The sequence below is a fragment of the Streptococcus suis genome (assembly GCF_046032515.1).
Classification (GTDB): Bacteria; Bacillota; Bacilli; order Lactobacillales; family Streptococcaceae; genus Streptococcus; species Streptococcus suis_AL.
Map to the genome: position 1 here is coordinate 33989 of NZ_JARQPJ010000014.1, position 21901 is coordinate 55889.

The window sequence follows — 21901 nt, forward strand, 5'->3', positions numbered from 1 at the left end:
TATGATATAATAATATAAAACAAACAAAAACATGTGTTCAAGGGGAGAAGTATGGTCTGGACAGAAGAAAAGTTGGGACCGATTATTCATTCTATACTCAATCCTGACGAGGAAGTTTTAAGTCTTTATCAATCGAAAACGACGAAATCAATTTATGGATGCATTCTTTGGAATAGTTATTATTATAAGGTTTTCCGAGTTAGTAACCACCCATCACAATCTACATATAAACAGCCAACTTTTTATGATTTCCATGGCGAATTTTATATGAAAGGAGCGATTCGGACCTACCTTTACCACACGAACAGTTGGTATGAACTTAGTAAGCAAGGCTACTACCTTCTTCTCTTTTTTCAAAAGTTATGGGATGAAAAGCAAGAGGTGGAGGCGAGTTGGCAAAATGGTAGGATGCAGATTCGCTTAGTGGTTGAAGAAGAGGGGTGGCAAGTCCATTACCGTTTTCCAGATCATCAGGCAAGGGAGGTTGAACGCCTATTGGCCTCAGGCATGCTGGTGGCCATTCGCTCCTCCAGAAATTTTATCAAGATACGGACGAGTCGTTTTGTTGCACCGTATATAGCTCTAATCAAACAGCGTCAACTTTATCGAAAAAAGCCGAGTAAAGCTATGCTCCAGTGGGAAAAATATCAAAGTCAACTTATTGAAATCCAAAGGACCTATCGGCTAGTGGAGGAAAATGCTCCGCAAACTTTTTTTGGACACTGGTTGAATAAGGTCCAACTCTATCTCTGCTCTGCCATTGCCAGCTATTGGGAAGAAGTTATTAAAGGAGTGGAGTGGCAGGAGGCAAGAGAAATCAAAGAGCAAAGGAAAATCGAGAAGCCACATAATCCTATTGAAGATAAATGGAAGGAAAATATTGCTAGACGCCATAAGCGAAAAGTGGACCAACTTATCGGACATGATACCTTGGAAAAACTCCGACAGCTGAAAATAGAATTAGACGACTAAGAAGTTATAGCGAACCTTCAATAAATGCGGTAGCATGTCATCCATGTTACCGTATTTTTTACATATAAGCACTGAACCTGCGAATAGAGGTTCTAAATTTTCAGTTCAGATTTTTGTCTTTTGAGGGGCTAAACGATATAATCGTAAGGTATCATTTATTAGAAATGACAGAGTTTTATCATCTATTGCAAAGATTGAGAAGGAGAAATCATGTCAAAAGACATTCGTGTATTACTTTATTATAAATATGTCCCAATTGAAAATGCGGAAGCCTATGCTGCTGAGCATCTAGCTTTCTGTAAGTCTATCGGACTCAAAGGACGTATTTTGATTGCTGATGAGGGAATCAACGGTACTGTTTCTGGTGACTATGAAACAACTCAAAAGTACATGGACTATGTTCATGCCAACCCATTGTTCAGCGATTTGTGGTTTAAAATTGACGAAGAAAATGAGCAAGCTTTTAAGAAGATGTTTGTTCGTTATAAAAAAGAAATTGTCCACCTTGGTTTGGAAGACAATGACTTCGACAGTGACATTGATCCACTTGTAACCACAGGTGCCTACTTGTCACCAAAAGAGTTCAAAGAAGCTCTCTTGGACGAAGATACAGTTGTTTTGGATACACGTAATGACTACGAGTACGACCTTGGGCATTTCCGTGGTGCCATCCGTCCAGACATCCGCAACTTCCGTGAATTGCCACAATGGGTCCGTGATAACAAAGAGAAATTCATGGACAAGCGCGTGGTTGTTTACTGTACTGGTGGTGTTCGCTGTGAGAAATTCTCAGGCTGGATGGTTCGTGAAGGCTACAAGGACGTTGGCCAGCTCCACGGTGGTATCGCAACCTATGGTAAAGACCCAGAAGTTCGTGGCGAATTGTGGGATGGGAAGATGTATGTCTTTGACGAGCGTATCGCGGTCGATGTTAACCATGTAGACCCAGTTGTCGTTGGTAAGGACTGGTTCGATGGCACACCATGTGAGCGCTATGTCAACTGTGGCAATCCATTCTGTAACCGTCGTATTTTGACATCAGAAGAGAATGAGCACAAGTATGTTCGTGGCTGTTCAGCTGAATGTCGTGCTCATGAGCGCAACCGTTACATCTCTGAAAACGGCTTGACTCGTCAAGAATGGGTAGAACGCTTGGAAGCGATTGGGGAAACTCTTACTCCAGCAAATGCTTAGTAATACCAAAATTGCATTGAAAAATCAGTGCAATTTTTTTGTGCAATCAGAATTCTTTATATTTTTTCAGTCCATTCTATACGAAGCCTATCAATTAGAAAAGAGAAGGAGATGAAGTCATTTTGGATGAACTTATCCCCTTCGAAAATAAAATTATCCGTTGTCAACTTGCTTTGATGAACTTCAGTTCTATCTTCGCTTCGTTTCCTAGGTCACTTTTGATTTTCATTGAGTATTAGCAGTAGCAGACCTCGAATAGCTGGTCGGTTTTATGAGGCAATCGGCTTTGCAGTTGCGATGTTTGGAGATATTAAGTCTGCGACTTTGCCTGAGGGTGGCAACTTGATTTTGATGCAGGCTATAGCTTTGCTCAACGCGTACCATTTCAGGTAGTAGCGAGTGGCAATGAAGTCTTGATTTCGCTTAATGTGGCGAGTAGGGAAGAAGTGGATAGAATTATCGAGCGTGTTGAAGCAAATGACGGGCAAATTACAGGTCGCCCGACAGATGCCCCTGGCTTTTATGGAGCAAGTTTTACAGACCTTGATGGGCATCATTTTAATATGATTGTGATGTAGGAAGTTAGAATTCATCTGCTCTAGAATCATAGATGAACTTATTTGAAAAGGGAGAAACTGATGATTCTTCCTTTTTTTCAGAGTCAATTTACGCTATAATAGTCTTATGAAAAAAATCATTGAGTTTAAAGATTTTACATTTAAATACCAAGCGCAACAGGAACCCACTTTAAAAGATATTCAGTTAACGATTTATCAGGGAGAGAAAGTTCTGATTATTGGTCCATCTGGTTCAGGAAAGTCGACGATTGGACAATGTCTTAATGGTATTATTCCCAATATTTACAAGGGAGAACATAGCGGAAGTTTACTATTGGATGGTCAGGAAGCTTTTAATCTTTCAATTTATGATAAGTCCTTGCTCGTATCAACGGTTCTTCAAGATACAGATGGTCAATTCATTGGCTTATCAGTTGCCGAGGACCTAGCTTTTGCTTTGGAAAACGATATGGAAAACCAGGTGGTGATGAAGCAAAAAGTAGGAGATTGGGCAGAAAGACTGTCTTTGACCGATTTACTAGCACATCGACCACAAGATTTATCTGGAGGTCAAAAGCAACATGTCAGTCTGGGCGGAGTTCTTATTGATGAGAGTCCTATTTTGTTGTTTGATGAGCCACTTGCTAATTTAGACCCCAAATCGGGCCAAGATACGATTGATTTGATTGACCGTCTGCACAAGCAAGAAGGGACCACAACCATTATTATCGAACACCGTTTAGAGGACGTACTGTATCGTCAGGTGGACCGAGTTGTATTGATTAATGACGGTCGGATTTTGTTCAATGGAGGACCTGATGATTTATTACGTACCTCATTGTTACAGGAAAACGGCATCCGTGAACCCTTATATCTATCGACTCTTCGCGCCTTAGGATATCCGATTGCGCAGGCAGAACGCCTCTCCTCAGTTTGGGAAATTGATATTGAGGCTTTGAATATAGCATCCCTACCGACTCTACACTTTGAAAATGGAGAGAAAGAGGCTTTGTTAGAAGTTAAGCATCTTCATTTTTCCTATCCTAACAAACAAGTTCTTACAGATATTCAACTGACGATTCATAAGGGGGAACGTCTAGCTATTGTTGGAAAAAATGGTGCTGGGAAATCTACTTTAGCCAAGGTGCTTTGTGGTTTTATTCAGGGTGAGGGTGAGATTCTCTGGAAGGGGCAGTCGATCAAAGAAGATTCTGTCAAAGAGCGAGCAGAACGGATTGGTTATGTTCTTCAGAATCCCAACCAAATGATTAGCCAAACGATGATTTTTGATGAGGTTGCCCTTGGTTTGCGTATGCGAGGGGTGACAGAAGAAGAAATCGAACACCGAGTTCACCATATCTTGAAAGTATGTGGCCTGTATTCGTTTCGTAATTGGCCGATTTCGGCACTTTCGTATGGGCAGAAAAAACGGGTAACGATAGCATCTATCTTGGTTCTCAATCCAGAAATTATTTTGCTAGATGAACCAACAGCAGGACAAGATCAACGACATTATCGGGAAATGATGGAGTTTTTGGATCAATTAAATGCCCAAGGGCACACCATTGTCATGATTACCCATGACATGCAACTCATGCTAGATTATTCAGATAGAGCTGTTGTTGTGGTGGATGGGCAGATTATTGAAGATGCCAGTCCAGCAGAAATTTTATCTGATGATACGGTGATTGAGCGAGCCAATTTAAAAGAAACATCAATTTTTCACTTGGCGGAGAGGGTGGGAGTTAATCCCTTAGAATTAACGACGTTTTATATGCAGGAAGAAAGGAGAGGAAGATGAGTCAACAAAAACTAATTGGTTACCATCCAGGAACTGGCTTGATTCATAGTTTATCGGCTGTCAGTAAATTACTCTTTTTTCTCATAGTTTCCATTCTTGCTATGATTACTTACGATACCCGCTTGATTCTTTTTATCGCAGTATTTTCTCTAGCCTTGTTCAAAATGTCAGGGATTCGTTATAAAGAAATCTCTCTTGTTTTAATTCTGACGATCATTTTTGCTGCAATGAATGCCCTGATGGTTCACTTGTTTGCACCACGGTATGGAGTGGAACTTTACGGAGCAGACACTCCCTTGCTATCAGGTCTGGGAGTTTATTCCTTGACGAGTCAGCAAGCATTTTATCTGGTGAATCTTCTCTTGAAGTATTTTTGTACAGTTCCTTTAGCGATTATCTTTCTCATGACCACTCATCCTAGCCAGTTTGCTTCCAGCTTGAATCAAATTGGGGTATCCTACAAAGTTGCTTACGCAGTCAGTTTGACCATGCGTTATATTCCAGATATTCAAGAAGAGTTTTATACGATTCGAATGTCTCAAGAAGCGCGTGGTTTGGAATTGTCCAGAAAAGGAAAAGTGATGGATCGTATAAAAGGGAATCTATCCCTTGTCATTCCTCTGATTTTCAGCTCCTTGGAGAGGATTGATACGATTTCAACAGCTATGGAATTGCGGCGTTTTGGAAAGAATAAAAAAAGAACATGGTATACCCAACAGCCTCTACAGAGAATAGATTACGCTGTCTTGCTATTTATTCTTGCTCTAGTAGTCGTGACAATCTATCTATTTTTTGTTAATCAGGGGCGATTCTATAATCCGTGGCGATGATTATTGAATTTATTGGGCGATCAACCCTTTATCGTTGACATATATGAAATATACTGTTACAGTAGAGAATGTAAATAAGTTTAGAGTTTAAGTATCAGTTTCATCTTTTGTTTTTCCTCTTGATAAGTTTTACAAATAAATAAAAAAGAGGTAACACAAATGGTACAAGGTACAGTTAAATGGTTTAATGCAGAAAAGGGATTTGGTTTTATTGCTCAAGAAAACGGTCCAGATGTATTTGCACACTTTTCTGAAATTCAGTCTAATGGTTTTAAATCTTTGGAAGATGGTCAAAAAGTGACATTTGAAGTGGAGCAAGGCCAACGTGGTCTTCAAGCAACCAATATTACAAAAATTGGATAATAAAAGAGCGGGTTTCTTAGTGAAACTCGCTTTTCTTATGTTTAAAGGGGTCTTTTATTTGGTATACCAGCTTTGCGTGGAAACTTATTTGGAGTTTCCTTTTTCTTTTCGACGATGGTCAATGTTCGAGGGTCGCCATTTGGAAGAGTATAGTCGTGGTTTTCGATGACTTTTGCGAAGAGGAGATTGAGTGCGTTTTTTGCCTGGGTCAATTCATCTTCTGCGCTGGACGCCTTGAGTGCGATTAATTTTCCGTTGAGCTTCAAATAAGGGATAGTCAATTCAGAAAGAATCTGCATGCGGGCAACTGCGCGTGCCGTGACAAGGTCAAATTGTGCACGAAAGTTCTTATCTTGTGCAAAGTCTTCTGCACGACCATGATAGAAATGAACACCTTCGAGCTCTAGTTCTTCGGCAAGCAAATGTAAAAAGTTAATTCGTTTATTAAGAGAATCAATGATGGTAACATCTAGTTGCGGAAAGATAATCTTCATAGGTAGGCTAGGAAATCCAGCTCCAGCTCCAATATCTAAAAGCCGAAGAGGTTCGTTCTGAATATGGCCTTGCAGGATTGGAGCGATAGAATCGTAGAAATGCTTCAGATAGACTTCGCTTTCCTCGGTAATAGCTGTCAGGTTGATTTTTTCATTCCATTCCACTAATAGTTGGAAATAGCGATGAAATTGGTGTTTTTGTTGGTCAGTTAATTGAATACCTTGGTCTGCCAAGGTTTTATAAAATACTTCAGGTTTCATAATCTTATCTTATCATAATTTAAGCAAAAGAAAAACCCAGAAGAGTCTGGGAATTTTCTTATTGACCATCTGTCTGTCCCGTCGCAGGATTGTTTCCTGTTGTTGCAGTTTCAGCTGAAGAAGTTGCAGTCTCGGTTGCAGTTCCAGATGATGTTTCGCTTGATGTTGTCGTCGCTTCGGTTGTTTCACTAGTTTCAGTCGAACTAGAAGAACTTGTACTAGAGCTAGTGTACGTGTTATAAGCATTGGAGAGTGAGCGACTACCTCTGAGATAGTAGTTGGAACCGTAACGTACGAGTCCGCTTGGCAACTCCCAATCGGTAGCAGTATAGTCCGAATGCATAAAGAGCATCATATTGTGGTAGACATCTGTTGCAATTCGCATGCTACTATCAAGGATAGGAGTCATACGATTGGTATATCCGGTCCAAACAGCCATTGCATACTGACTAGAATATCCAACAAAGTTTTCATCAGGAACGACCATGTAGCTATAATTTGCTTCTGGAATTGAAGCTAGAATAGTATCCGTTTCGCTATCGGTATAGTTTGATGTACCTGTTTTACCTGCCATAGGAACTCCACTAACAGAAGCGTTTAATCCATAACCGGAAGACATAACAGCCTTCATCATATCGGTCATCATGTAGGCTGTTTCGGCAGACATGACTTTGGTCCCTTGAGGAGCGTATTCTGTTACTGTTCCGTCACTAAAGACAATTTTATTGACATACTGCGGAGCGTAGTATGTGCCGCCATTGGCAAAAGCGGCGTAGGCAGCAGCCATCTTTTCACTACTTGCCCCATACTGGCTACCAGTGTCGGATGTATTACTTGAAATAGCATTAGAGTAATGAATATCTGGGTAATTGATACCAACGCTATTCAAAAATTTCAAGGCATTTTCTAAGCCTGTAGCTTCCAATGCTTTAACGGCTGTAACATTTCGAGAATACTGAATAGCAGTCTTAACAGAGATATTACCATAGTATTGTTTATCCCAGTTATTGACAGGAGTTGTTGTACCAGGGTAATTATAAGGACCATCTAAGATTAAATCTGCTGTAGATGTATAAATGCCGTTTTCAAAAGCAGGAGCATAGTCAGTGATTGGCTTCATTGTAGAACCAAAGTCTCGGTTGGTTTCAACGGCTTGGTTGGTACCAAATGAGACGTTTGTTTCTTGTTTACGACCACCTAATTGCGCAACGACTTTACCATTAGAAACATCCACAACCGTTGAAGCTACCTGTAATAAATCATCTGGATAGCTGACATACATATCTGTATTGTAGATATTCCAAAGTTGTTGCTGGGCGGCAGGATCGACGTTCGTATAGACATCCATCCCTGTTGTCAGCAAGTTGTAACCTGTTTTGGCTTCAACTTCTTCAACGACTTGTTTCAGATAGTTGTCCATATAAGCAGGATAAGCAGCTGCATTAGATAATGGTTGCAAACCATCTGTTACAGGTGTTAGAACAGCTTGTTCATACTGGGTATTATCAATGTACTTTTCTTCCAGCATCTCAGCCAATACCAAATCGCGACGTGTTTTTGCATCTTCTGGATTGGTATAAGGATCATATTGGTTTGGCGCTTGGGGCATTCCTGCTAAAAGAGCTAATTGAGGAAGAGTCAAATCTTTTAACTCTTTTCCATAAAAAGCAAGAGCAGCAGTCTTCATACCGTAGTTACCATTTGACATATACACCTTGTTGATGTAGTAGGTCAAAATCTCTTGTTTGGTATTGCGGCGTTCCAATTGAGTAGCCAGCCAAGCCTCTTGAATTTTCCGTTTTAGATTTTGATCTTCTACGGATGTCGAGAAATAAGTCAGCTTGATAAGCTGTTGGTCAAGTGTCGAGCCACCCTGCAAACGTCCTCCGCTCAAGTTATTAATCAGGGAACCCGCAATACGAATCACGTCAACCCCTCTATGATTGAAGAAGCGTTGGTCTTCGATTGCGACAATCGCATTTACCAAGTCTGTTGGAATTTCCTCAGTCTTAGCACTCGAACGTTTTTCTGCTCCTAAATCTGCAATAAGATTTCCGTTCTTATCGTAAATTTTACTTGACACAGTTGCTGTCAAAGATTCTTCTGTCAATTCTGGAGCGCTTTGGATGTAGTAAACAACCAATGCAGCTCCGGCCAGGCAGGCAATGATAGCCCCCGCAAGTAACATATTTGCAGTGATTAGAAGAGCTTTTTTAATTGTTGTAGTTTTCAAAAGATTCACCACCTAATAGATTTTTTTCAACGATTTCCAGATATGGGATGCTGGGGAAACGCCCCATTTGAATCTCAAAGCCGTATTGTCGAATAAAGGTTAGAGGCATCGACTTACTACCCATGTCTACTTGATAAAATTCGATCAAATGAGTGGCTGGCAAGAGATAGGTTTCTTTTAATGTTGAAAAGTGAAGAAGGACAAAACAAATGCCACCTTGTTTTACAACCTGTTTCATGTGTTCGATCTGATGCGCATGAAAATTTTTCATGGGCATGGATGCTTTTTGGCGTGTCTCTTTCGCTTCAAAATCAATATAATGTCTTTTAAAAACACCAGAGTAGTCTGTTGTAGATGCCTGTCGAAAGTATGCCTCGACAATCTTAGCACGGCTCCGTTTGGGGTAATCAACTTTTACAATTTGCACGGGAGTTGGCTTCTTGTGAATGACAGCAATGTCGTGCGCAAGGTAATATTGATTGCTATCGTTGATAGCGGCCTCAAAAGACATTCCGCGATTAGCAAAGTTTACTCGCTGGGATGAAATAGGACTGGTTCTATTGATTTTTTTTGACACCTTATGAGGATAATTGACCATAGAACTCCTTCTTGATAAAATAATATCAGCATATTATACCATAATTAGCGAAAAGAGTACAAGAAATGGATACTAAGAGCCTTTTGGTAACAGGTTATAGACATACAGACCTGGGAATTTTTTCAGAAAAAGATCCTCGACTGCACATTATTAAATCTGCAATTCGTAGGAGTTTTATTCGTTTTTTAGAAGAGGGAGTTAGTTGGTTTATACTGACAGGTCAATTGGGATTTGAATACTGGTCCTTAGAAGTCTTAGAAGATTTACGAGCCGAAGGGTATCAACTGAGTATTGCAATAATATTTCCATTTGAAAATCATGGCGAACAGTGGAATGAGGCTAACCAAGCAAAGTTAGCACGGTTTAAGCAGGTTGATTTTGTAAAGTATGCCTATCCACGCTATGAAAACCCAGGGCAATTTAGAGACTATAACCAGTTTTTACTGGATAATACGACAGGTTGTTATTTATTTTACGATTCTGAAAATGAAACCAATTTGAAATATTTATATCACATGGTCTTAAAGAAAGAAGGATATAATAGAAAAACGCTTACCTTCGAGGAATTGAATGAGGAGGCTGAAAATTTTTCAAATTCTGAGTGATTTGACTTGATTTTTCCCTATTTTTTTTAATATAATAGGAGCAGTGACGTTTTAGATTAGGGAGAGAGAGATGGCAAGTATTAAATTTACGACAAAAGATATTTTCGAGCAAGATTTTAAAATTGGTTTTCGTGGCTATGATCAAGATGAAGTGAACGATTTTCTTGATGATATTATGAAAGACTATGATGCTTATGAAGCGATTATCAAGGAATTAAAAGGCGAAATTGCTCGATTGAAAGCGCAGGCAGCAAATTCTTCCAAAACAACTCTTCCTACTGAAGAATCGAACGACGTATTGCGTACAGAACGTCCATCTTCAGCGACAAACTTTGATATTCTCCGCCGTCTGAATCGTCTGGAGAAAGAAGTATTTGGAAAACAAATCGTTCAGGATCAAGAATAGAAAATTATACACCTAAACTGACACTTTATTCACAGTTATTTTCTTGTGCACAAATACATCCTGTATTTTTGTCAAAGATATTCCTTGATTTAAAGTGGCTTGCTTTGTAGATACAACTTCTAAGATAATTAAGGTGCAATTTTTGGATAATCGCGTGGTAGTTTTCTACCATGAGGAAAGTCCATGCTAGCACTGGCTGAGATGCCAGTAGTGTTTGTGCTAGGCGAATCAATAAGCCTAGGGACGCCCTTGGGCGTTACGGCGGTTAAAATGGCTAAGTCTTTTGATATGCCAGAGTAGATCTGAAAGTGCCACAGTGACGAAGTTTTTATGGAAACGTAAAAAATGGAACGCGGTAAACCCCTCAAGCTAGCAACCCAAACTTTGGTCGGGGCATGGGATGGATGGAAATGAACAGAAATCCTGACTGTTTAGACAGTAGACAGATGGTTATCGAAGGTGGTAGAACCTAGTACCACCGGAACAAAACATGGCTTACAGAAAATTGCATAAAATAGGTAGCTAGCTCTGCTAGCTTTTATTGTAGAGGAAAAAAATGAAAAAACAATTTGAGTTGATTGCAACGGCAGCAGCAGGTCTGGAAGCGGTTGTGGGTCGAGAAATTCGTAATCTTGGCTATGAATGTCAAGTGGAAAATGGCCGTGTTCGATTCCAAGGAGATGTAAAATCCATTATCGAAACCAATATCTGGTTGCGTTCAGCAGATAGAATTAAAATCATTGTTGGACAATTTCCAGCAAAGACTTTTGAAGAGTTGTTCCAAGGAGTTTTTAACTTGGACTGGGAAAATTACTTGCCTCTAGGCTGTAAGTTCCCTATTTCCAAGGCCAAATGTGTCAAATCGAAATTGCATAATGAACCAAGTGTGCAGGCTATTTCTAAGAAAGCAGTTGTAAAGAAACTGCAGAAACACTTCTCTCGTCCCGAAGGGGTTCCCTTGCAAGAGATGGGGGCAGAGTTTAAAATTGAAGTGTCGATTTTGAAAGATGTGGCGACAGTCATGATTGATACGACAGGTTCTAGTTTGTTCAAACGTGGTTATCGGGTGGAAAAAGGTGGCGCACCAATCAAAGAAAATATGGCAGCTGCTATTTTGCAATTATCGAATTGGTATCCAGATAAACCGCTTATTGACCCTACTTGCGGCTCGGGAACTTTCTGTATTGAGGCGGCTATGTTGGCAAAAAATATAGCTCCAGGTTTGAAGAGAAGTTTTGCATTTGAGGAATGGCCGTGGGTTGAGGATCAATTGGTGGCTGCATTACGCAAAGAAGCGCAAGCTTCTATCAAGGCAGATTTGGTATTAGATATTGCTGGATCAGATATTGATGCTCGTATGATTGAAATTGCGAAGAAGAATGCATTTGCGGCAGGAGTTGAGCAGGATATTGTTTTCAAGCAAATGCGTGTGCAAGACTTGCGTACAGATAAAATTAATGGTGTCATTATTTCTAATCCACCTTACGGAGAACGTTTGTTGGATGATGAAGCCATTGTTACCCTGTATCGAGAAATGGGGCAGACTTTTGAACCACTCAAAACATGGTCTAAGTTTATTCTAACTAGTGATGAGTTGTTTGAAACCCGTTTTGGACAGCAAGCGGATAAGAAACGCAAACTGTATAATGGTACCCTAAAAGTGGATCTTTATCAATTTTTTGGTCAACGAGTGAAACGTCAAGTGCAAGAAGTGCAAGGATAGGAGGACATCGTGGGAGAAAAAAATAGTCATCATCTTCCTTTGGATGAGGAGAAAGTTTTAGATTTTGAAGTGGCGAAAGATTTAACAATCGAAGAAGCAGTCAAAAAACATAAGGAAATTGAAGCGGGTGTGACAGAAGATGATGGTCTCTTGGATCGTTATATCAAGCAACACCGCGCAGAAATTGAATCTCAAAAATTTGAAACCAAAATCAATCTTCTTCCTTTAGTTGAGGTGGCTGATGAGGAAAAAAATCAAGGACATGAAAGCGCGGAAGAGGTAGAAGCAAATGAGTCTTCTCTTACGGAAGTTAGTGAGGAGATTGCTCCTATTGTAGAAGAACTTTCGGTAACTCCGATGGAAACCTTGGAAGAAACAGTGATTGCAAGTACTGTAGCAATGGAGGGGTTATCTCCAATGGCAGATGATTCTAGTTTAGAATTGGAAGAAGATGAGGCCGAAGACTTGGACCATAGTGAGGGCGCAGATAGGGACCAAAAAAAGAAATTTTACTTCTGGTCAGCAGTAGGGCTTTCAATGATTGGTGTAATGGCGACGGCCCTGGTTTGGATGAATTCGGTTAACAAATCGAATACTGCGACTTCTTCAAGTTCAACAAGTACAAGCCAGACGTCATCGACAGCATCAAGTTCGACAGATGCGAATGTGACCGCTTTTGAACAGCTCTATAATAGTTTCTTTACGGATAGTAGTTTGACCAAGCTAAAAAATTCAGAATTTGGTAAATTAGCAGAACTGAAAGTGCTGTTGGAAAAATTGGATAAGAATTCGGACGGTTATACCAAAGCTAAAGAACAGTATGATCATCTTGAAAAAGCCATTGCAGCCATTCAGGCCATTAATGGTCAGTTTGATAAAGAAGTCGTTGTTAATGGTGAAATTGATACAACGGCGACGGTTAAATCAGGAGAATCTCTTTCTGCGACAACGACAGGGATTAGTGCAGTTGACAGTCTATTAGCATCAGTCGTGAATTTTGGTCGTTCACAACAGGAAGTCGCTTCGGCTACGGTAGCAAGTGAGGCTGCAGTCACAAGCAACCAAGGTGCTGATGAAACTGTATCTACTGGTGTACCAGCGACAACAGAAGTCGCTTCAACAACGGTTTCAGGCTCAACAACCGACTTTGGTATTGCCGTGCCAGCTGGTGTCGTCTTGCAACGTGACCGCAGTCGTGTTCCTTATAATCAAGCAATGATTGATGATGTAAACAATGAAGCATGGAATTTCAATCCAGGTATTCTTGAAAATATTGTGACTATCTCGCAACAACGTGGGTATATAACAGGCAATCAATATATCTTGGAAAAAGTTAATATTATCAACGGCAATGGCTACTACAATATGTTTAAACCAGATGGGACCTACTTGTTCTCTATAAATTGTAAGACAGGCTACTTTGTCGGCAATGGTGCTGGTCATTCTGATGCCTTGGATTATTAAACAAAAAAGCGGTTTAGTCGCTTCGGATTGAAGAAAAAGTCCATTTTGGACAATTTTCTTCAATCTTTTTTTCTTTATGTTGAAAATAAAAAACTCTCAGAAACGCCGAAATATCAATGTTTCTAAGAGTTTAATGACTTGCTATCTTTCGCAAACTTCTTCAATTTTTTATATTTTTAGGAGTTTGTCTACGTTCGGAGCGGTTTATCCGCTTTTTTGTTAGATTGGTTTTCTTTCAAAGGCATCGGTAGAGATTCCTTGAGAAAGGATTAGTTTTGCCCATTCTTTAGCTGAATGAAGGCTGTGGTCTTTGTAGTTGCCGCATGATTCAATGGTTGTCCCAGGAACATCCTCCCAAGTGATACCTTCTGCAATTTCTTCCAAACTCGACTTGATGACTCGAGCAATCTTTTCAGAGTCTTGTTTTCCCCACATAATCATGTGGAAACCTGTCCGACACCCGAAAGGAGAGCAGTCGATTAGCCCATCGATGCGCTGGCGAATTAGTTTAGCTAATAGATGCTCGATGGTATGTAGACCAGCTGTATCCATTGCATTTTCGTTGGGTTGGATAAGGCGAATATCAAAGTTTGTAATAATGTCTCCTTTGGGTCCGACTTCTTCAGAAATTAAGCGGATGTAAGGTGCTTTTACAATAGTGTGGTCTAGCTCGAAGCTTTCGACAGTGACTTCTTTTTTCATGGTTTCCTCCAAATAAGTGATGAATTTATTATACCATATTTGACAATTTGGAATTGTGAAATCGTTTCAAATATGATAGAATAGATACAGATTTTGTGAAAATCGAATTATAAAAAAAGAGGTAGAAATATGAACATCATTACAGTAGTAGTGACACTTGTTTCTGCTCTCATTGGTTTAGTATTAGGTTACTTTGCCATTTCTTTGAAGATGAAATCTGCAAAAGAAACTGCAGAATTGACACTTTTAAACGCAGAACAAGAAGCTAGTAATGTTCGTGGTCGAGCAGAAGAGCAAGCTGAGGTTATTCTAAAAACAGCTGAGCGCGATCGCCAGACCTTGAAAAAAGAATTACTCTTGGAAGCTAAGGAAGAAGCTCGTAAGTACCGAGAAGAAATTGCAGAAGAATTTAAGTCAGAACGTCAAGAGTTGAAGCAAATCGAATCACGCTTGACAGAGCGGGCGACCAGCTTGGACCGCAAAGACGACAATTTGACCAACAAGGAAAAGACTTTGGAACAAAAGGAACAAAGTCTGACCGATAAAGCTAAGCACATTGATGAGCGTGAACAAGAAGTTGTAAAACTCGAAGAACAAAAAGCTTTGGAGTTAGAACGAGTGGCGGCCCTCAGTCAAGAAGAGGCGAAGGAAATCATCCTTACCGATACACGTGATAAACTGACGCATGAAATTGCGACTCGTATCAAGGAAGCAGAGCGTGAAGTAAAAGAACGTTCTGACAAGATGGCAAAGGACTTGTTAGCCCAAGCGATGCAACGTATATCAGGTGAATATGTGGCTGAGCAGACGATTACATCGGTTCATTTACCGGATGATGCGATGAAGGGACGGATTATTGGACGTGAGGGTCGAAATATTCGTACCTTTGAAAGTCTCACAGGTATCGATGTTATCATTGATGATACACCCGAAGTGGTTGTTCTATCAGGTTTTGATCCGATTCGCCGTGAGATTGCCCGTATGACCATGGAGACCTTGCTTCAAGATGGTCGTATTCATCCAGCTCGTATTGAGGAGTTGGTTGAGAAACACCGTGTAGAGATGGATAATCGTATTCGTGAGTATGGGGAAGCTGCTGCTTATGAAGTTGGGGCACCAAACCTTCATCCAGACTTGATTAAAATCATGGGACGTTTGCATTTCCGTACCTCTTATGGACAAAATGTTCTTCGCCACTCAATCGAAGTTGCTAAATTAGCAGGTGTACTTGCTGCTGAATTGGGCGAGAATGTGAATTTGGCACGGCGAGCTGGTTTCCTACATGACGTTGGTAAAGCTATTGACCGTGAGGTGGATGGAAGCCACGTTGAAATCGGTACAGAATTGGCTAAGAAATATAAAGAGAATCCAATTGTTATCAATGCGATTGCTAGTCACCATGGCGATGTAGAAGCGACAAGTACTATTGCAGTTATTGTGGCTGCGGCAGATGCTCTGAGCGCTGCTCGTCCAGGTTCGCGTCGTGAATCTATGGAAGCTTACATCAAACGTCTGCAAGACTTGGAAGAAATCGCTAACAGTTTTGAAGGGATTAAACAATCCTATGCTATTCAGGCTGGTCGTGAAATTCGGATTATCGTTCATCCTAACAAGGTCACTGATGATCAGATTACCATCTTGGCCCATGATGTTCGTGAGAAAATTGAAAATAATCTGGATTATCCAGGAAATATCAAGATCACTGTCATTCGTGAAACAAGAGCGACAGATATTGCTAAATAATGCGGAGGGAGCCCAATCAGCTCCCTTTCTGCTTGAAAAAATACCCTGCTCATTTAAAATCAGTTGAAATTCATGCTAAATTTTGTTACACTAGAATGAAAGATTTAAAAGGAGATATCATGAAAGAGCGAGGCTTACTCATTGTCTTTTCTGGCCCATCTGGTGTTGGAAAAGGAACAGTTCGAAAGGAAATTTTTGAAAGCTCTGATAATAAATTTGAATATTCTGTATCCATGACGACACGTCCACAGAGACCGGGAGAAGTTGATGGTGTTGACTATTTCTTCCGTAGTCGTGAGGAATTTGAAGATTTGATTCGCCAGGGTCAGATGTTGGAATATGCAGAGTACGTTGGAAATTACTATGGAACACCTCTGACCTATGTCAATGAAACTCTTGATAAGGGAATTGATGTCTTTTTAGAAATTGAAGTACAGGGTGCCCTCCAAGTGAAGAAAAAGGTTCCAGATGGGGTGTTTATTTTCTTGACACCACCTGACTTGGAGGAGTTGCAAGATCGCTTGGTTGGTCGTGGGACAGACAGTGAGGAAGTCATTGCGCAACGTATCGAACGTGCCAAGGAAGAGATTGCCTTGATGCGTGAGTATGACTATGCGGTTGTCAATGATAAAGTTCCTTTGGCAGCTGAACGTGTCAAACGAATTATCGAAGCAGAGCATTTCCGTGTCGATCGCGTAATCGGTCGTTATGACGAAATGATTCGTGATGTGAACAAGTAACAGAACCTTAACAGAAAGTAGAGAATAGAACTATGATGTTGAAACCATCTATCGATACCTTGTTGGACAAGGTACCATCTAAGTATTCCTTGGTTATTCTTGAGGCAAAACGTGCCCATGAATTGGAAGCAGGTGCAAAGCCAACTCAAGAATTTACTTCAGTAAAATCAACCCTTCGTGCCTTGGAAGAAATTGAATCTGGCAATGTAGTCATCCACCCAGACCCAGAAGCAAAACGTGAGGCAGTTCGTCGCCGTGCGGAAGAAGCGAAGCGTTTGGCGGAAGAAGAAGAGAAGAAAATCAAAGAACAAATCGCTAAAGAAAAAGAAGAAGGCGAAAAGATTTAGAAACAAGACTCGGTTGGGATTACCATCCGGGTTTCTTTTCACTTACGGAATGATGAAAGTTTTGACAGAAAGGAGGAAGGAAGTATGTTAGCACAGGTTATTGTAGACGTCCCCTTGATGCAGACCGATCAGGCCTATTCCTATCAAGTACCAGCTGACTTGGAAGAGGGACTTATGGTTGGCGTGCGTGTCCATGTACCCTTTGGTAAGGGAAATCGGCTGATTCAAGGGATTGTAGTTGACTTGATTGATGAAGATGATAGGCTTGATTTGCAGGATTTGAAAGAGGTTGCGGAAGTCTTGGACTATAGTCCTGTTCTCAATCAAGAGCAATTTTGGTTAGCTGACCAGATGAGAAAGTCGGTCTTCTCCTATAAAATTACCCTCTTAAAATCCATGTTGCCAAGCCTGCTCAATTCGACCTATGACAAATTGCTCCGTCCAGGGCTTGGTTTGGAAATGGCAGAGCAGATTAGTCTGTTTGGTGATAAGGAGCAGATTCGTTTTTCTGACTTGGACGTGACAGAGCAAGGGAAAATCATGCGTCTGGCCCAGTCAGGAAAAATCTTGGTAGACTATGTGGCCAAGGATAAAAAGCAAATCAAGACAGAAAAATGGTACCGAGTTTGTTTGGAGAAATTACGAGAAGCAGACATCAGCAATCGGGCTAAAAAACGGCAGCAATTAAGAGAATTTCTTTTGACTCATCCTGAAGACCAGCTCCTTTCAAACCTAAAATCGGATTATTCAGCTGATACGCTCCGCTATTTCCAAGAAAAAGGCTATATAGAAGTCTGGGAAGAGGAAGTGTCGCGGACTCAGGGTGTTTTTGATAAGGTAGAAAAAACGCAGGCCTTGGAACTGAATCCAGAGCAGGCGATTGCGGTTCGGGAGATTGTGGCCTCTATCGGTCAGGAAAGCCAAACCTTTCTACTACAAGGGGTGACAGGATCTGGGAAGACGGAGGTTTATCTGCAGGTTATTGATAGGGTCTTGAAAATGGGGAAAACGGCTATAATGTTGGTGCCTGAAATTTCCTTGACCCCTCAGATGACCAATCGTTTTATTTCTCGTTTTGGTCAGCAGGTTGCCATTCTCCATTCTGGATTGTCTGACGGAGAGAAGTACGATGAGTGGCGGAAGATTGAGGCGGGAAATGCCCAGGTGGTTGTCGGGGCCCGTTCGGCCATTTTTGCCCCTTTGACAAACTTGGGTGTTATCATCATTGATGAGGAGCATGAGGCGACCTACAAGCAGGACAGTAATCCACGCTATCATGCGCGTGATGTGGCAAAGTTGCGGGCAGATTATAATCGAGCGACTCTGGTCTTGGGGTCTGCTACGCCGAGTCTTGAAACACGGGCTCGGGCTAGTCGCGGAGTCTATGGAAGACTGACTCTTAACCAGAGGGCCAATTCCTTGGCTCGTATTCCAGAAGTGGAAGTTGTGGATTTCCGAGATTACATCGGTCAGCAGGAAGCTAGTAATTTCACCCCTGTTTTGATTGAGAAGATTAGAGAAAAGCTGGCTCGTAAGGAACAGGTCGTTCTTATGTTGAATAGGCGTGGTTATTCTTCTTTTGTCATGTGTCGTGATTGTGGGAGTGTGGACCAGTGTCCAAACTGTGATATTTCCCTAACGCTTCACATGGATACAAAAACCATGAATTGCCATTATTGTGGTTTTCAAAAGGGGATTCCTCAGACCTGTCCAAACTGTCAAAGTCGTTCTATTCGTTATTATGGGACGGGTACGCAAAAGGCCTACGATGAATTGCAGGAGCTCTTGCCAGAAGCTAGAATTTTGCGTATGGATGTGGATACTACCAAGAAAAAAGGTGCTCATGAGGACTTGCTCGAACGGTTTGGTCGAGGCGAAGCGGATATTCTTCTGGGAACTCAGATGATTGCCAAAGGCTTGGATTTTCCAAATGTGACCCTAGTTGGCGTGCTCAATGCGGATACGGCTCTGAATTTGCCTGATTTTCGGTCTTCTGAGCGGACTTTCCAGTTGCTAACTCAGGTAGCTGGTCGGGCTGGTCGGGCAGATAAGGAAGGGGAGGTCTTAATTCAGACCTACAACCCAAACCACTATGCTATTGCCTTTGCCAAAGAGCAGGACTATGAAGGTTTCTATCATTATGAGATGGGAATTCGGAAAAATCTTGGTTATCCACCTTACTATTTTACAGTTGGTCTAACCTTTTCGCACAAGTCGGAAGAATTTGTCGTGAAAAAAGCCTATGAAACTGTAGCCTTTCTCCGTCAACACTTAACAGATGCAATTCAAATCCTGGGACCGACGCCCAAGCCTATTGCCAGAACCCATAATCTCTACCACTACCAGATCATCTTGAAATATCGGCATGAAGACCGTTTGGAAGAGGTATTGAATCAGATTTTGGATTGGACGCAGGAGAGAGAAAATCAAGATTTGCGGCTGATTATTGACAACGAACCGCAGAATATGATGTGAGGTCACTATTGACCTTGCATTTTTTGTTTTAAAAACCTTTAATTAAGGAAAAAATAAGCAAAAATGGTATAATTAAGGGATAATAGAATAAGTACGAACGATGTAATGTAAAGGAGATGAGAAAGCAAAGATGACAAAGTTGATTTTTATGGGAACACCAGCATTTTCTGCGACAGTCTTAAAAGGTCTTTTGGCGGATGATCAGTATGAAATCTTAGCTGTTGTTACCCAGCCTGACCGAGCTGTTGGACGAAAAAAAGTCATTCAAATGACACCTGTGAAAGAAGTGGCTTTGGAACACCGTTTACCAGTCTATCAACCGGAAAAGTTATCAGGAAGTCAAGAAATGGATGAGCTGATGAATTTAGGAGCAGATGGGATTGTGACGGCAGCTTTTGGGCAATTCCTACCAACCAAATTATTGAACTCAGTTGACTTTGCAGTCAATGTTCATGCTTCTCTTCTTCCTAAATACCGTGGTGGTGCCCCTATCCATTACGCTTTGATTAACGGTGATGAACGTGCCGGCGTAACCATCATGGAAATGGTTAAGGAAATGGATGCTGGTGACATGATTTCCAGCGATAGCATTGCTATTGAAGAAACGGATAATGTTGGTACCTTATTTGAAAAGTTGGCTGTTGTTGGACGGGATTTGCTATTGCAAACCTTGCCAGCCTATATTGCTGGTGACTTGAAACCAGTCGCTCAAAATCCAGCACAGGTAACCTTCTCACCAAATATCCAGCCAGAAGAAGAGGTACTGGATTGGAATAAGTCAGCCCGTCAACTATTTAACCACATTCGCGGTATGTACCCGTGGCCCGTTGCCCACACCTATTGGCAAGGGGAACGTTTTAAAATTCAAGAAGCTGTAGAAGCAGAAGGTGAAGGACCAGTTGGTCGGGTTATTGCTCGAAGCAAGAAAGAATTGATCATTGCGACAGGTCAGGGAGCCCTTTCTCTGAAAACTGTCCAGCCAGCTGGTAAGCCAAAAATGACCATTGCAGACTTTTTGAATGGAGCAGGTCGAGATATTGCAGTAGGAGAACAATTTGGTGGTTAATAAACATGAAACAGCCAGAAGTCTAGCCTTATCTGTACTGGAAGGCGTCTTTGATCAAGGTGCTTACTCGAACATCGCTCTCAATAAGGCTCTAGAATCTTCTCGTTTATCAGCACAGGACAAGGGCTTGGCGACCGAGTTGGTTTATGGGACGGTTTCTCGTAAAATTACCCTAGAGTGGTATTTGGCCCATTTCATTGAAGACAGAGAAAAGTTGGACACTTGGGTCTACTATCTCCTCATGTTGAGCCTCTACCAGTTGGTATATTTGGACAAGTTACCACCCCACGCAGTTGTCAATGAGGCAGTTAATATTGCCAAGCGAAAGCCTGGTACTGACAAGTTTGTCAACGCTATTTTGCGTAAAATGAGCCAATCGACCTTGCCCAATCCTGCAGAAATCAAACGAAAGAACAAACGTCTATCCGTTCAGTATTCTGTGCCAGTTTGGTTGGTCCAAACCTTGATTGCAGAATATGGTGATGAACGTGCAGAGAAGATTTTCCAAAGCTTACATGATCGGAATAAGGCCAGCGTTCGTGTGACAGATAGTCAACGAGTGGAGCAATTGGCAGAGGAACTAGATGCCCAACACTCGCAGTTATCACCAGTTGGGTTGGTTAAATCTCATGGACACTTTGCGGGGACAGATTATTTCAAGGAAGGGCTTATCACTATTCAAGACGAAACCAGTCAATTAGTGGCGCCAACTTTGGATATTCAAGGGGATGAAATCATCTTGGATGCTTGTGCAGCTCCGGGTGGAAAGACCTGTCATATGGCAAGCTATCTTACGGATGGAAAAATTCTTGCATTGGATTTGTATGATCATAAACTCACCCTCATTGAGGAAAATGCCACTCGCTTAGGTCTAGCAGATAAGATTGAGACCAAACGTCAGGATGCCAGTCGCGTTCATGAGGAATTTGGTCCAGCTACCTTTGATAAGATATTGGTAGATGCCCCTTGTTCAGGTATTGGACTCATCCGCCGTAAGCCAGATATTCGATATAACAAGGCATCGATGGACTTTGATTCTCTAAAAGCTATTCAGCTACAGATATTGGACAGTGTTTGCCAAAGCCTGAAAATCGGTGGTATAATAACTTATAGCACCTGTACTATTATTAAAAAGGAAAACCAAGAGGTTATTCAAGAATTTTTAAACCAGCATCCTAATTTTGAACAGGTCATGCTGGACCATCCCAAAACAGATATTATGGTGGATGGTTGCTTGTTGATTACACCGGAACAATACCAAACAGATGGATTTTTCATCGGTCAATTTAGAAGAAAATTTTAGAAGTAAGAGGAGGAAGTTGCTTAG

20 protein-coding genes and 1 other RNA gene are annotated in these 21901 nt (G+C 41.2%); 17 read left to right on the top strand and 4 right to left on the bottom strand.

Annotated features, from left to right (window positions below):
• The first annotated feature begins 51 nt into the window (after positions 1 to 51).
• From P7J49_RS07425 to P7J49_RS07450, 6 genes are all read left to right on the top strand, one after another.
• Positions 52 to 972 carry a hypothetical protein gene (locus P7J49_RS07425; RefSeq protein ID WP_253212384.1) on the top strand — a complete coding sequence of 307 codons (921 nt, stop codon included), beginning with the start codon at positions 52 to 54 and terminating at the stop codon, positions 970 to 972.
• A gap of 210 nt (positions 973 to 1182) precedes the next feature.
• Positions 1183 to 2166, top strand: coding sequence for a rhodanese-related sulfurtransferase (locus P7J49_RS07430; RefSeq protein ID WP_408570306.1), 984 nt, complete (start codon positions 1183 to 1185; stop codon positions 2164 to 2166).
• 446 nt (positions 2167 to 2612) lie between these two features.
• The gene (locus P7J49_RS07435; RefSeq protein ID WP_408570308.1) at positions 2613 to 2744 is read left to right on the top strand and encodes a hypothetical protein; all 132 of its coding nucleotides are present in this window, start codon (positions 2613 to 2615) and stop codon (positions 2742 to 2744) included.
• 106 nt (positions 2745 to 2850) lie between these two features.
• Positions 2851 to 4524 (top strand): ABC transporter ATP-binding protein, encoded by a 1674-nt coding sequence (locus P7J49_RS07440; protein WP_408570310.1) that lies wholly within the window; start codon positions 2851 to 2853, stop codon positions 4522 to 4524.
• Positions 4521 to 5354, top strand: coding sequence for an energy-coupling factor transporter transmembrane component T family protein (locus P7J49_RS07445; RefSeq protein ID WP_024398636.1), 834 nt, complete (start codon positions 4521 to 4523; stop codon positions 5352 to 5354). Before P7J49_RS07440 ends, P7J49_RS07445 begins: the two co-directional genes overlap by 4 nt.
• A 159-nt stretch (positions 5355 to 5513) precedes the next feature.
• On the top strand, positions 5514 to 5717 hold the full coding sequence (locus tag P7J49_RS07450) for a cold-shock protein (RefSeq protein ID WP_004195223.1): 204 nt from the start codon (positions 5514 to 5516) through the stop codon (positions 5715 to 5717).
• 41 nt (positions 5718 to 5758) lie between these two features.
• On the opposite strand, the gene rsmG is transcribed toward P7J49_RS07450, so the two are convergent.
• Genes rsmG through recU form a run of 3 tightly spaced genes read right to left on the bottom strand, consistent with a single transcriptional unit; the run spans position 5759 to position 9303 of the window.
• Entirely contained in the window at positions 5759 to 6472 is a 714-nt protein-coding gene (gene rsmG, locus P7J49_RS07455) for a 16S rRNA (guanine(527)-N(7))-methyltransferase RsmG (protein ID WP_099832567.1), read from the bottom strand.
• A 58-nt stretch (positions 6473 to 6530) separates the two neighbouring features.
• On the bottom strand, positions 6531 to 8705 hold the full coding sequence (gene pbp1a, locus P7J49_RS07460; RefSeq protein ID WP_408570312.1) for a penicillin-binding protein PBP1A: 2175 nt from the start codon (positions 8703 to 8705) through the stop codon (positions 6531 to 6533).
• Positions 8686 to 9303: a Holliday junction resolvase RecU gene (recU, locus tag P7J49_RS07465; RefSeq protein WP_004194173.1), complete on the bottom strand. Its 618-nt coding sequence runs from the start codon at positions 9301 to 9303 to the stop codon at positions 8686 to 8688. Before recU ends, pbp1a begins: the two co-directional genes overlap by 20 nt.
• A 65-nt stretch (positions 9304 to 9368) precedes the next feature.
• Here recU and P7J49_RS07470 point away from each other — a divergent pair, with 65 nt between their 5' ends.
• The 5 genes from P7J49_RS07470 (at position 9369) to P7J49_RS07490 (ending at position 13501) form a co-directional block, all read left to right on the top strand.
• Positions 9369 to 9908, top strand: coding sequence for a DUF1273 domain-containing protein (locus P7J49_RS07470; protein WP_408570313.1), 540 nt, complete (start codon positions 9369 to 9371; stop codon positions 9906 to 9908).
• A gap of 70 nt (positions 9909 to 9978) precedes the next feature.
• Entirely contained in the window at positions 9979 to 10314 is a 336-nt protein-coding gene (gpsB, locus tag P7J49_RS07475; RefSeq protein ID WP_044673778.1) for a cell division regulator GpsB, read from the top strand.
• Positions 10315 to 10452: 138 nt separating this feature from the next.
• An RNA gene (rnpB, locus tag P7J49_RS07480) (RNase P RNA component class B) lies at positions 10453 to 10817 on the top strand.
• A gap of 53 nt (positions 10818 to 10870) precedes the next feature.
• Positions 10871 to 12037 carry a class I SAM-dependent RNA methyltransferase gene (locus P7J49_RS07485; protein ID WP_024377209.1) on the top strand — a complete coding sequence of 389 codons (1167 nt, stop codon included), beginning with the start codon at positions 10871 to 10873 and terminating at the stop codon, positions 12035 to 12037.
• A gap of 9 nt (positions 12038 to 12046) precedes the next feature.
• The gene (locus tag P7J49_RS07490; protein WP_029186808.1) at positions 12047 to 13501 is read left to right on the top strand and encodes a cell division site-positioning protein MapZ family protein; all 1455 of its coding nucleotides are present in this window, start codon (positions 12047 to 12049) and stop codon (positions 13499 to 13501) included.
• Positions 13502 to 13720: 219 nt separating this feature from the next.
• On the opposite strand, the gene P7J49_RS07495 is transcribed toward P7J49_RS07490, so the two are convergent.
• Positions 13721 to 14203, bottom strand: a complete 483-nt coding sequence (locus P7J49_RS07495; RefSeq protein ID WP_029186807.1) for an S-ribosylhomocysteine lyase — start codon at positions 14201 to 14203, stop codon at positions 13721 to 13723.
• 129 nt (positions 14204 to 14332) lie between these two features.
• Here P7J49_RS07495 and P7J49_RS07500 point away from each other — a divergent pair, with 129 nt between their 5' ends.
• From P7J49_RS07500 to rsmB, 6 genes are all read left to right on the top strand, one after another.
• Positions 14333 to 15946, top strand: coding sequence for a ribonuclease Y (locus P7J49_RS07500; RefSeq protein ID WP_408570314.1), 1614 nt, complete (start codon positions 14333 to 14335; stop codon positions 15944 to 15946).
• Positions 15947 to 16065: 119 nt separating this feature from the next.
• Positions 16066 to 16686 (top strand): guanylate kinase, encoded by a 621-nt coding sequence (gmk, locus tag P7J49_RS07505; RefSeq protein ID WP_024377213.1) that lies wholly within the window; start codon positions 16066 to 16068, stop codon positions 16684 to 16686.
• Between the two features lie 32 nt (positions 16687 to 16718).
• On the top strand, positions 16719 to 17033 hold the full coding sequence (rpoZ, locus tag P7J49_RS07510; RefSeq protein ID WP_004195201.1) for a DNA-directed RNA polymerase subunit omega: 315 nt from the start codon (positions 16719 to 16721) through the stop codon (positions 17031 to 17033).
• An 84-nt stretch (positions 17034 to 17117) separates the two neighbouring features.
• Positions 17118 to 19508, top strand: a complete 2391-nt coding sequence (locus tag P7J49_RS07515; protein ID WP_408570315.1) for a primosomal protein N' — start codon at positions 17118 to 17120, stop codon at positions 19506 to 19508.
• Between the two features lie 130 nt (positions 19509 to 19638).
• Positions 19639 to 20574 carry a methionyl-tRNA formyltransferase gene (gene fmt / locus P7J49_RS07520; RefSeq protein ID WP_408570316.1) on the top strand — a complete coding sequence of 312 codons (936 nt, stop codon included), beginning with the start codon at positions 19639 to 19641 and terminating at the stop codon, positions 20572 to 20574.
• Positions 20564 to 21877, top strand: coding sequence for a 16S rRNA (cytosine(967)-C(5))-methyltransferase RsmB (rsmB, locus tag P7J49_RS07525; protein ID WP_408570317.1), 1314 nt, complete (start codon positions 20564 to 20566; stop codon positions 21875 to 21877). The genes fmt and rsmB overlap by 11 nt, the downstream gene beginning before the upstream one ends.
• The last annotated feature ends 24 nt before the right edge of the window (positions 21878 to 21901 follow it).

Excerpts from the sequence above, each read along its gene's own strand:
- gpsB (WP_044673778.1), top strand. The coding sequence starts at position 9,979 with ATGGCAAGTATTAAATTTACGACAAAAGATATTTTCGAGCAAGATTTT.
- P7J49_RS07430 (WP_408570306.1), top strand. The coding sequence starts at position 1,183 with ATGTCAAAAGACATTCGTGTATTACTTTATTATAAATATGTCCCAATT.
- gmk (WP_024377213.1), top strand. The coding sequence starts at position 16,066 with ATGAAAGAGCGAGGCTTACTCATTGTCTTTTCTGGCCCATCTGGTGTT.
- P7J49_RS07425 (WP_253212384.1), top strand. The coding sequence starts at position 52 with ATGGTCTGGACAGAAGAAAAGTTGGGACCGATTATTCATTCTATACTC.
- P7J49_RS07440 (WP_408570310.1), top strand. The coding sequence starts at position 2,851 with ATGAAAAAAATCATTGAGTTTAAAGATTTTACATTTAAATACCAAGCG.
- P7J49_RS07470 (WP_408570313.1), top strand. The coding sequence starts at position 9,369 with ATGGATACTAAGAGCCTTTTGGTAACAGGTTATAGACATACAGACCTG.
- rsmG (WP_099832567.1), bottom strand. The coding sequence starts at position 6,472 with ATGAAACCTGAAGTATTTTATAAAACCTTGGCAGACCAAGGTATTCAA.
- fmt (WP_408570316.1), top strand. The coding sequence starts at position 19,639 with ATGACAAAGTTGATTTTTATGGGAACACCAGCATTTTCTGCGACAGTC.
- P7J49_RS07445 (WP_024398636.1), top strand. The coding sequence starts at position 4,521 with ATGAGTCAACAAAAACTAATTGGTTACCATCCAGGAACTGGCTTGATT.
- P7J49_RS07450 (WP_004195223.1), top strand. The coding sequence starts at position 5,514 with ATGGTACAAGGTACAGTTAAATGGTTTAATGCAGAAAAGGGATTTGGT.
- recU (WP_004194173.1), bottom strand. The coding sequence starts at position 9,303 with ATGGTCAATTATCCTCATAAGGTGTCAAAAAAAATCAATAGAACCAGT.
- P7J49_RS07495 (WP_029186807.1), bottom strand. The coding sequence starts at position 14,203 with ATGAAAAAAGAAGTCACTGTCGAAAGCTTCGAGCTAGACCACACTATT.
- rpoZ (WP_004195201.1), top strand. The coding sequence starts at position 16,719 with ATGATGTTGAAACCATCTATCGATACCTTGTTGGACAAGGTACCATCT.
- P7J49_RS07500 (WP_408570314.1), top strand. The coding sequence starts at position 14,333 with ATGAACATCATTACAGTAGTAGTGACACTTGTTTCTGCTCTCATTGGT.
- P7J49_RS07515 (WP_408570315.1), top strand. The coding sequence starts at position 17,118 with ATGTTAGCACAGGTTATTGTAGACGTCCCCTTGATGCAGACCGATCAG.
- P7J49_RS07485 (WP_024377209.1), top strand. The coding sequence starts at position 10,871 with ATGAAAAAACAATTTGAGTTGATTGCAACGGCAGCAGCAGGTCTGGAA.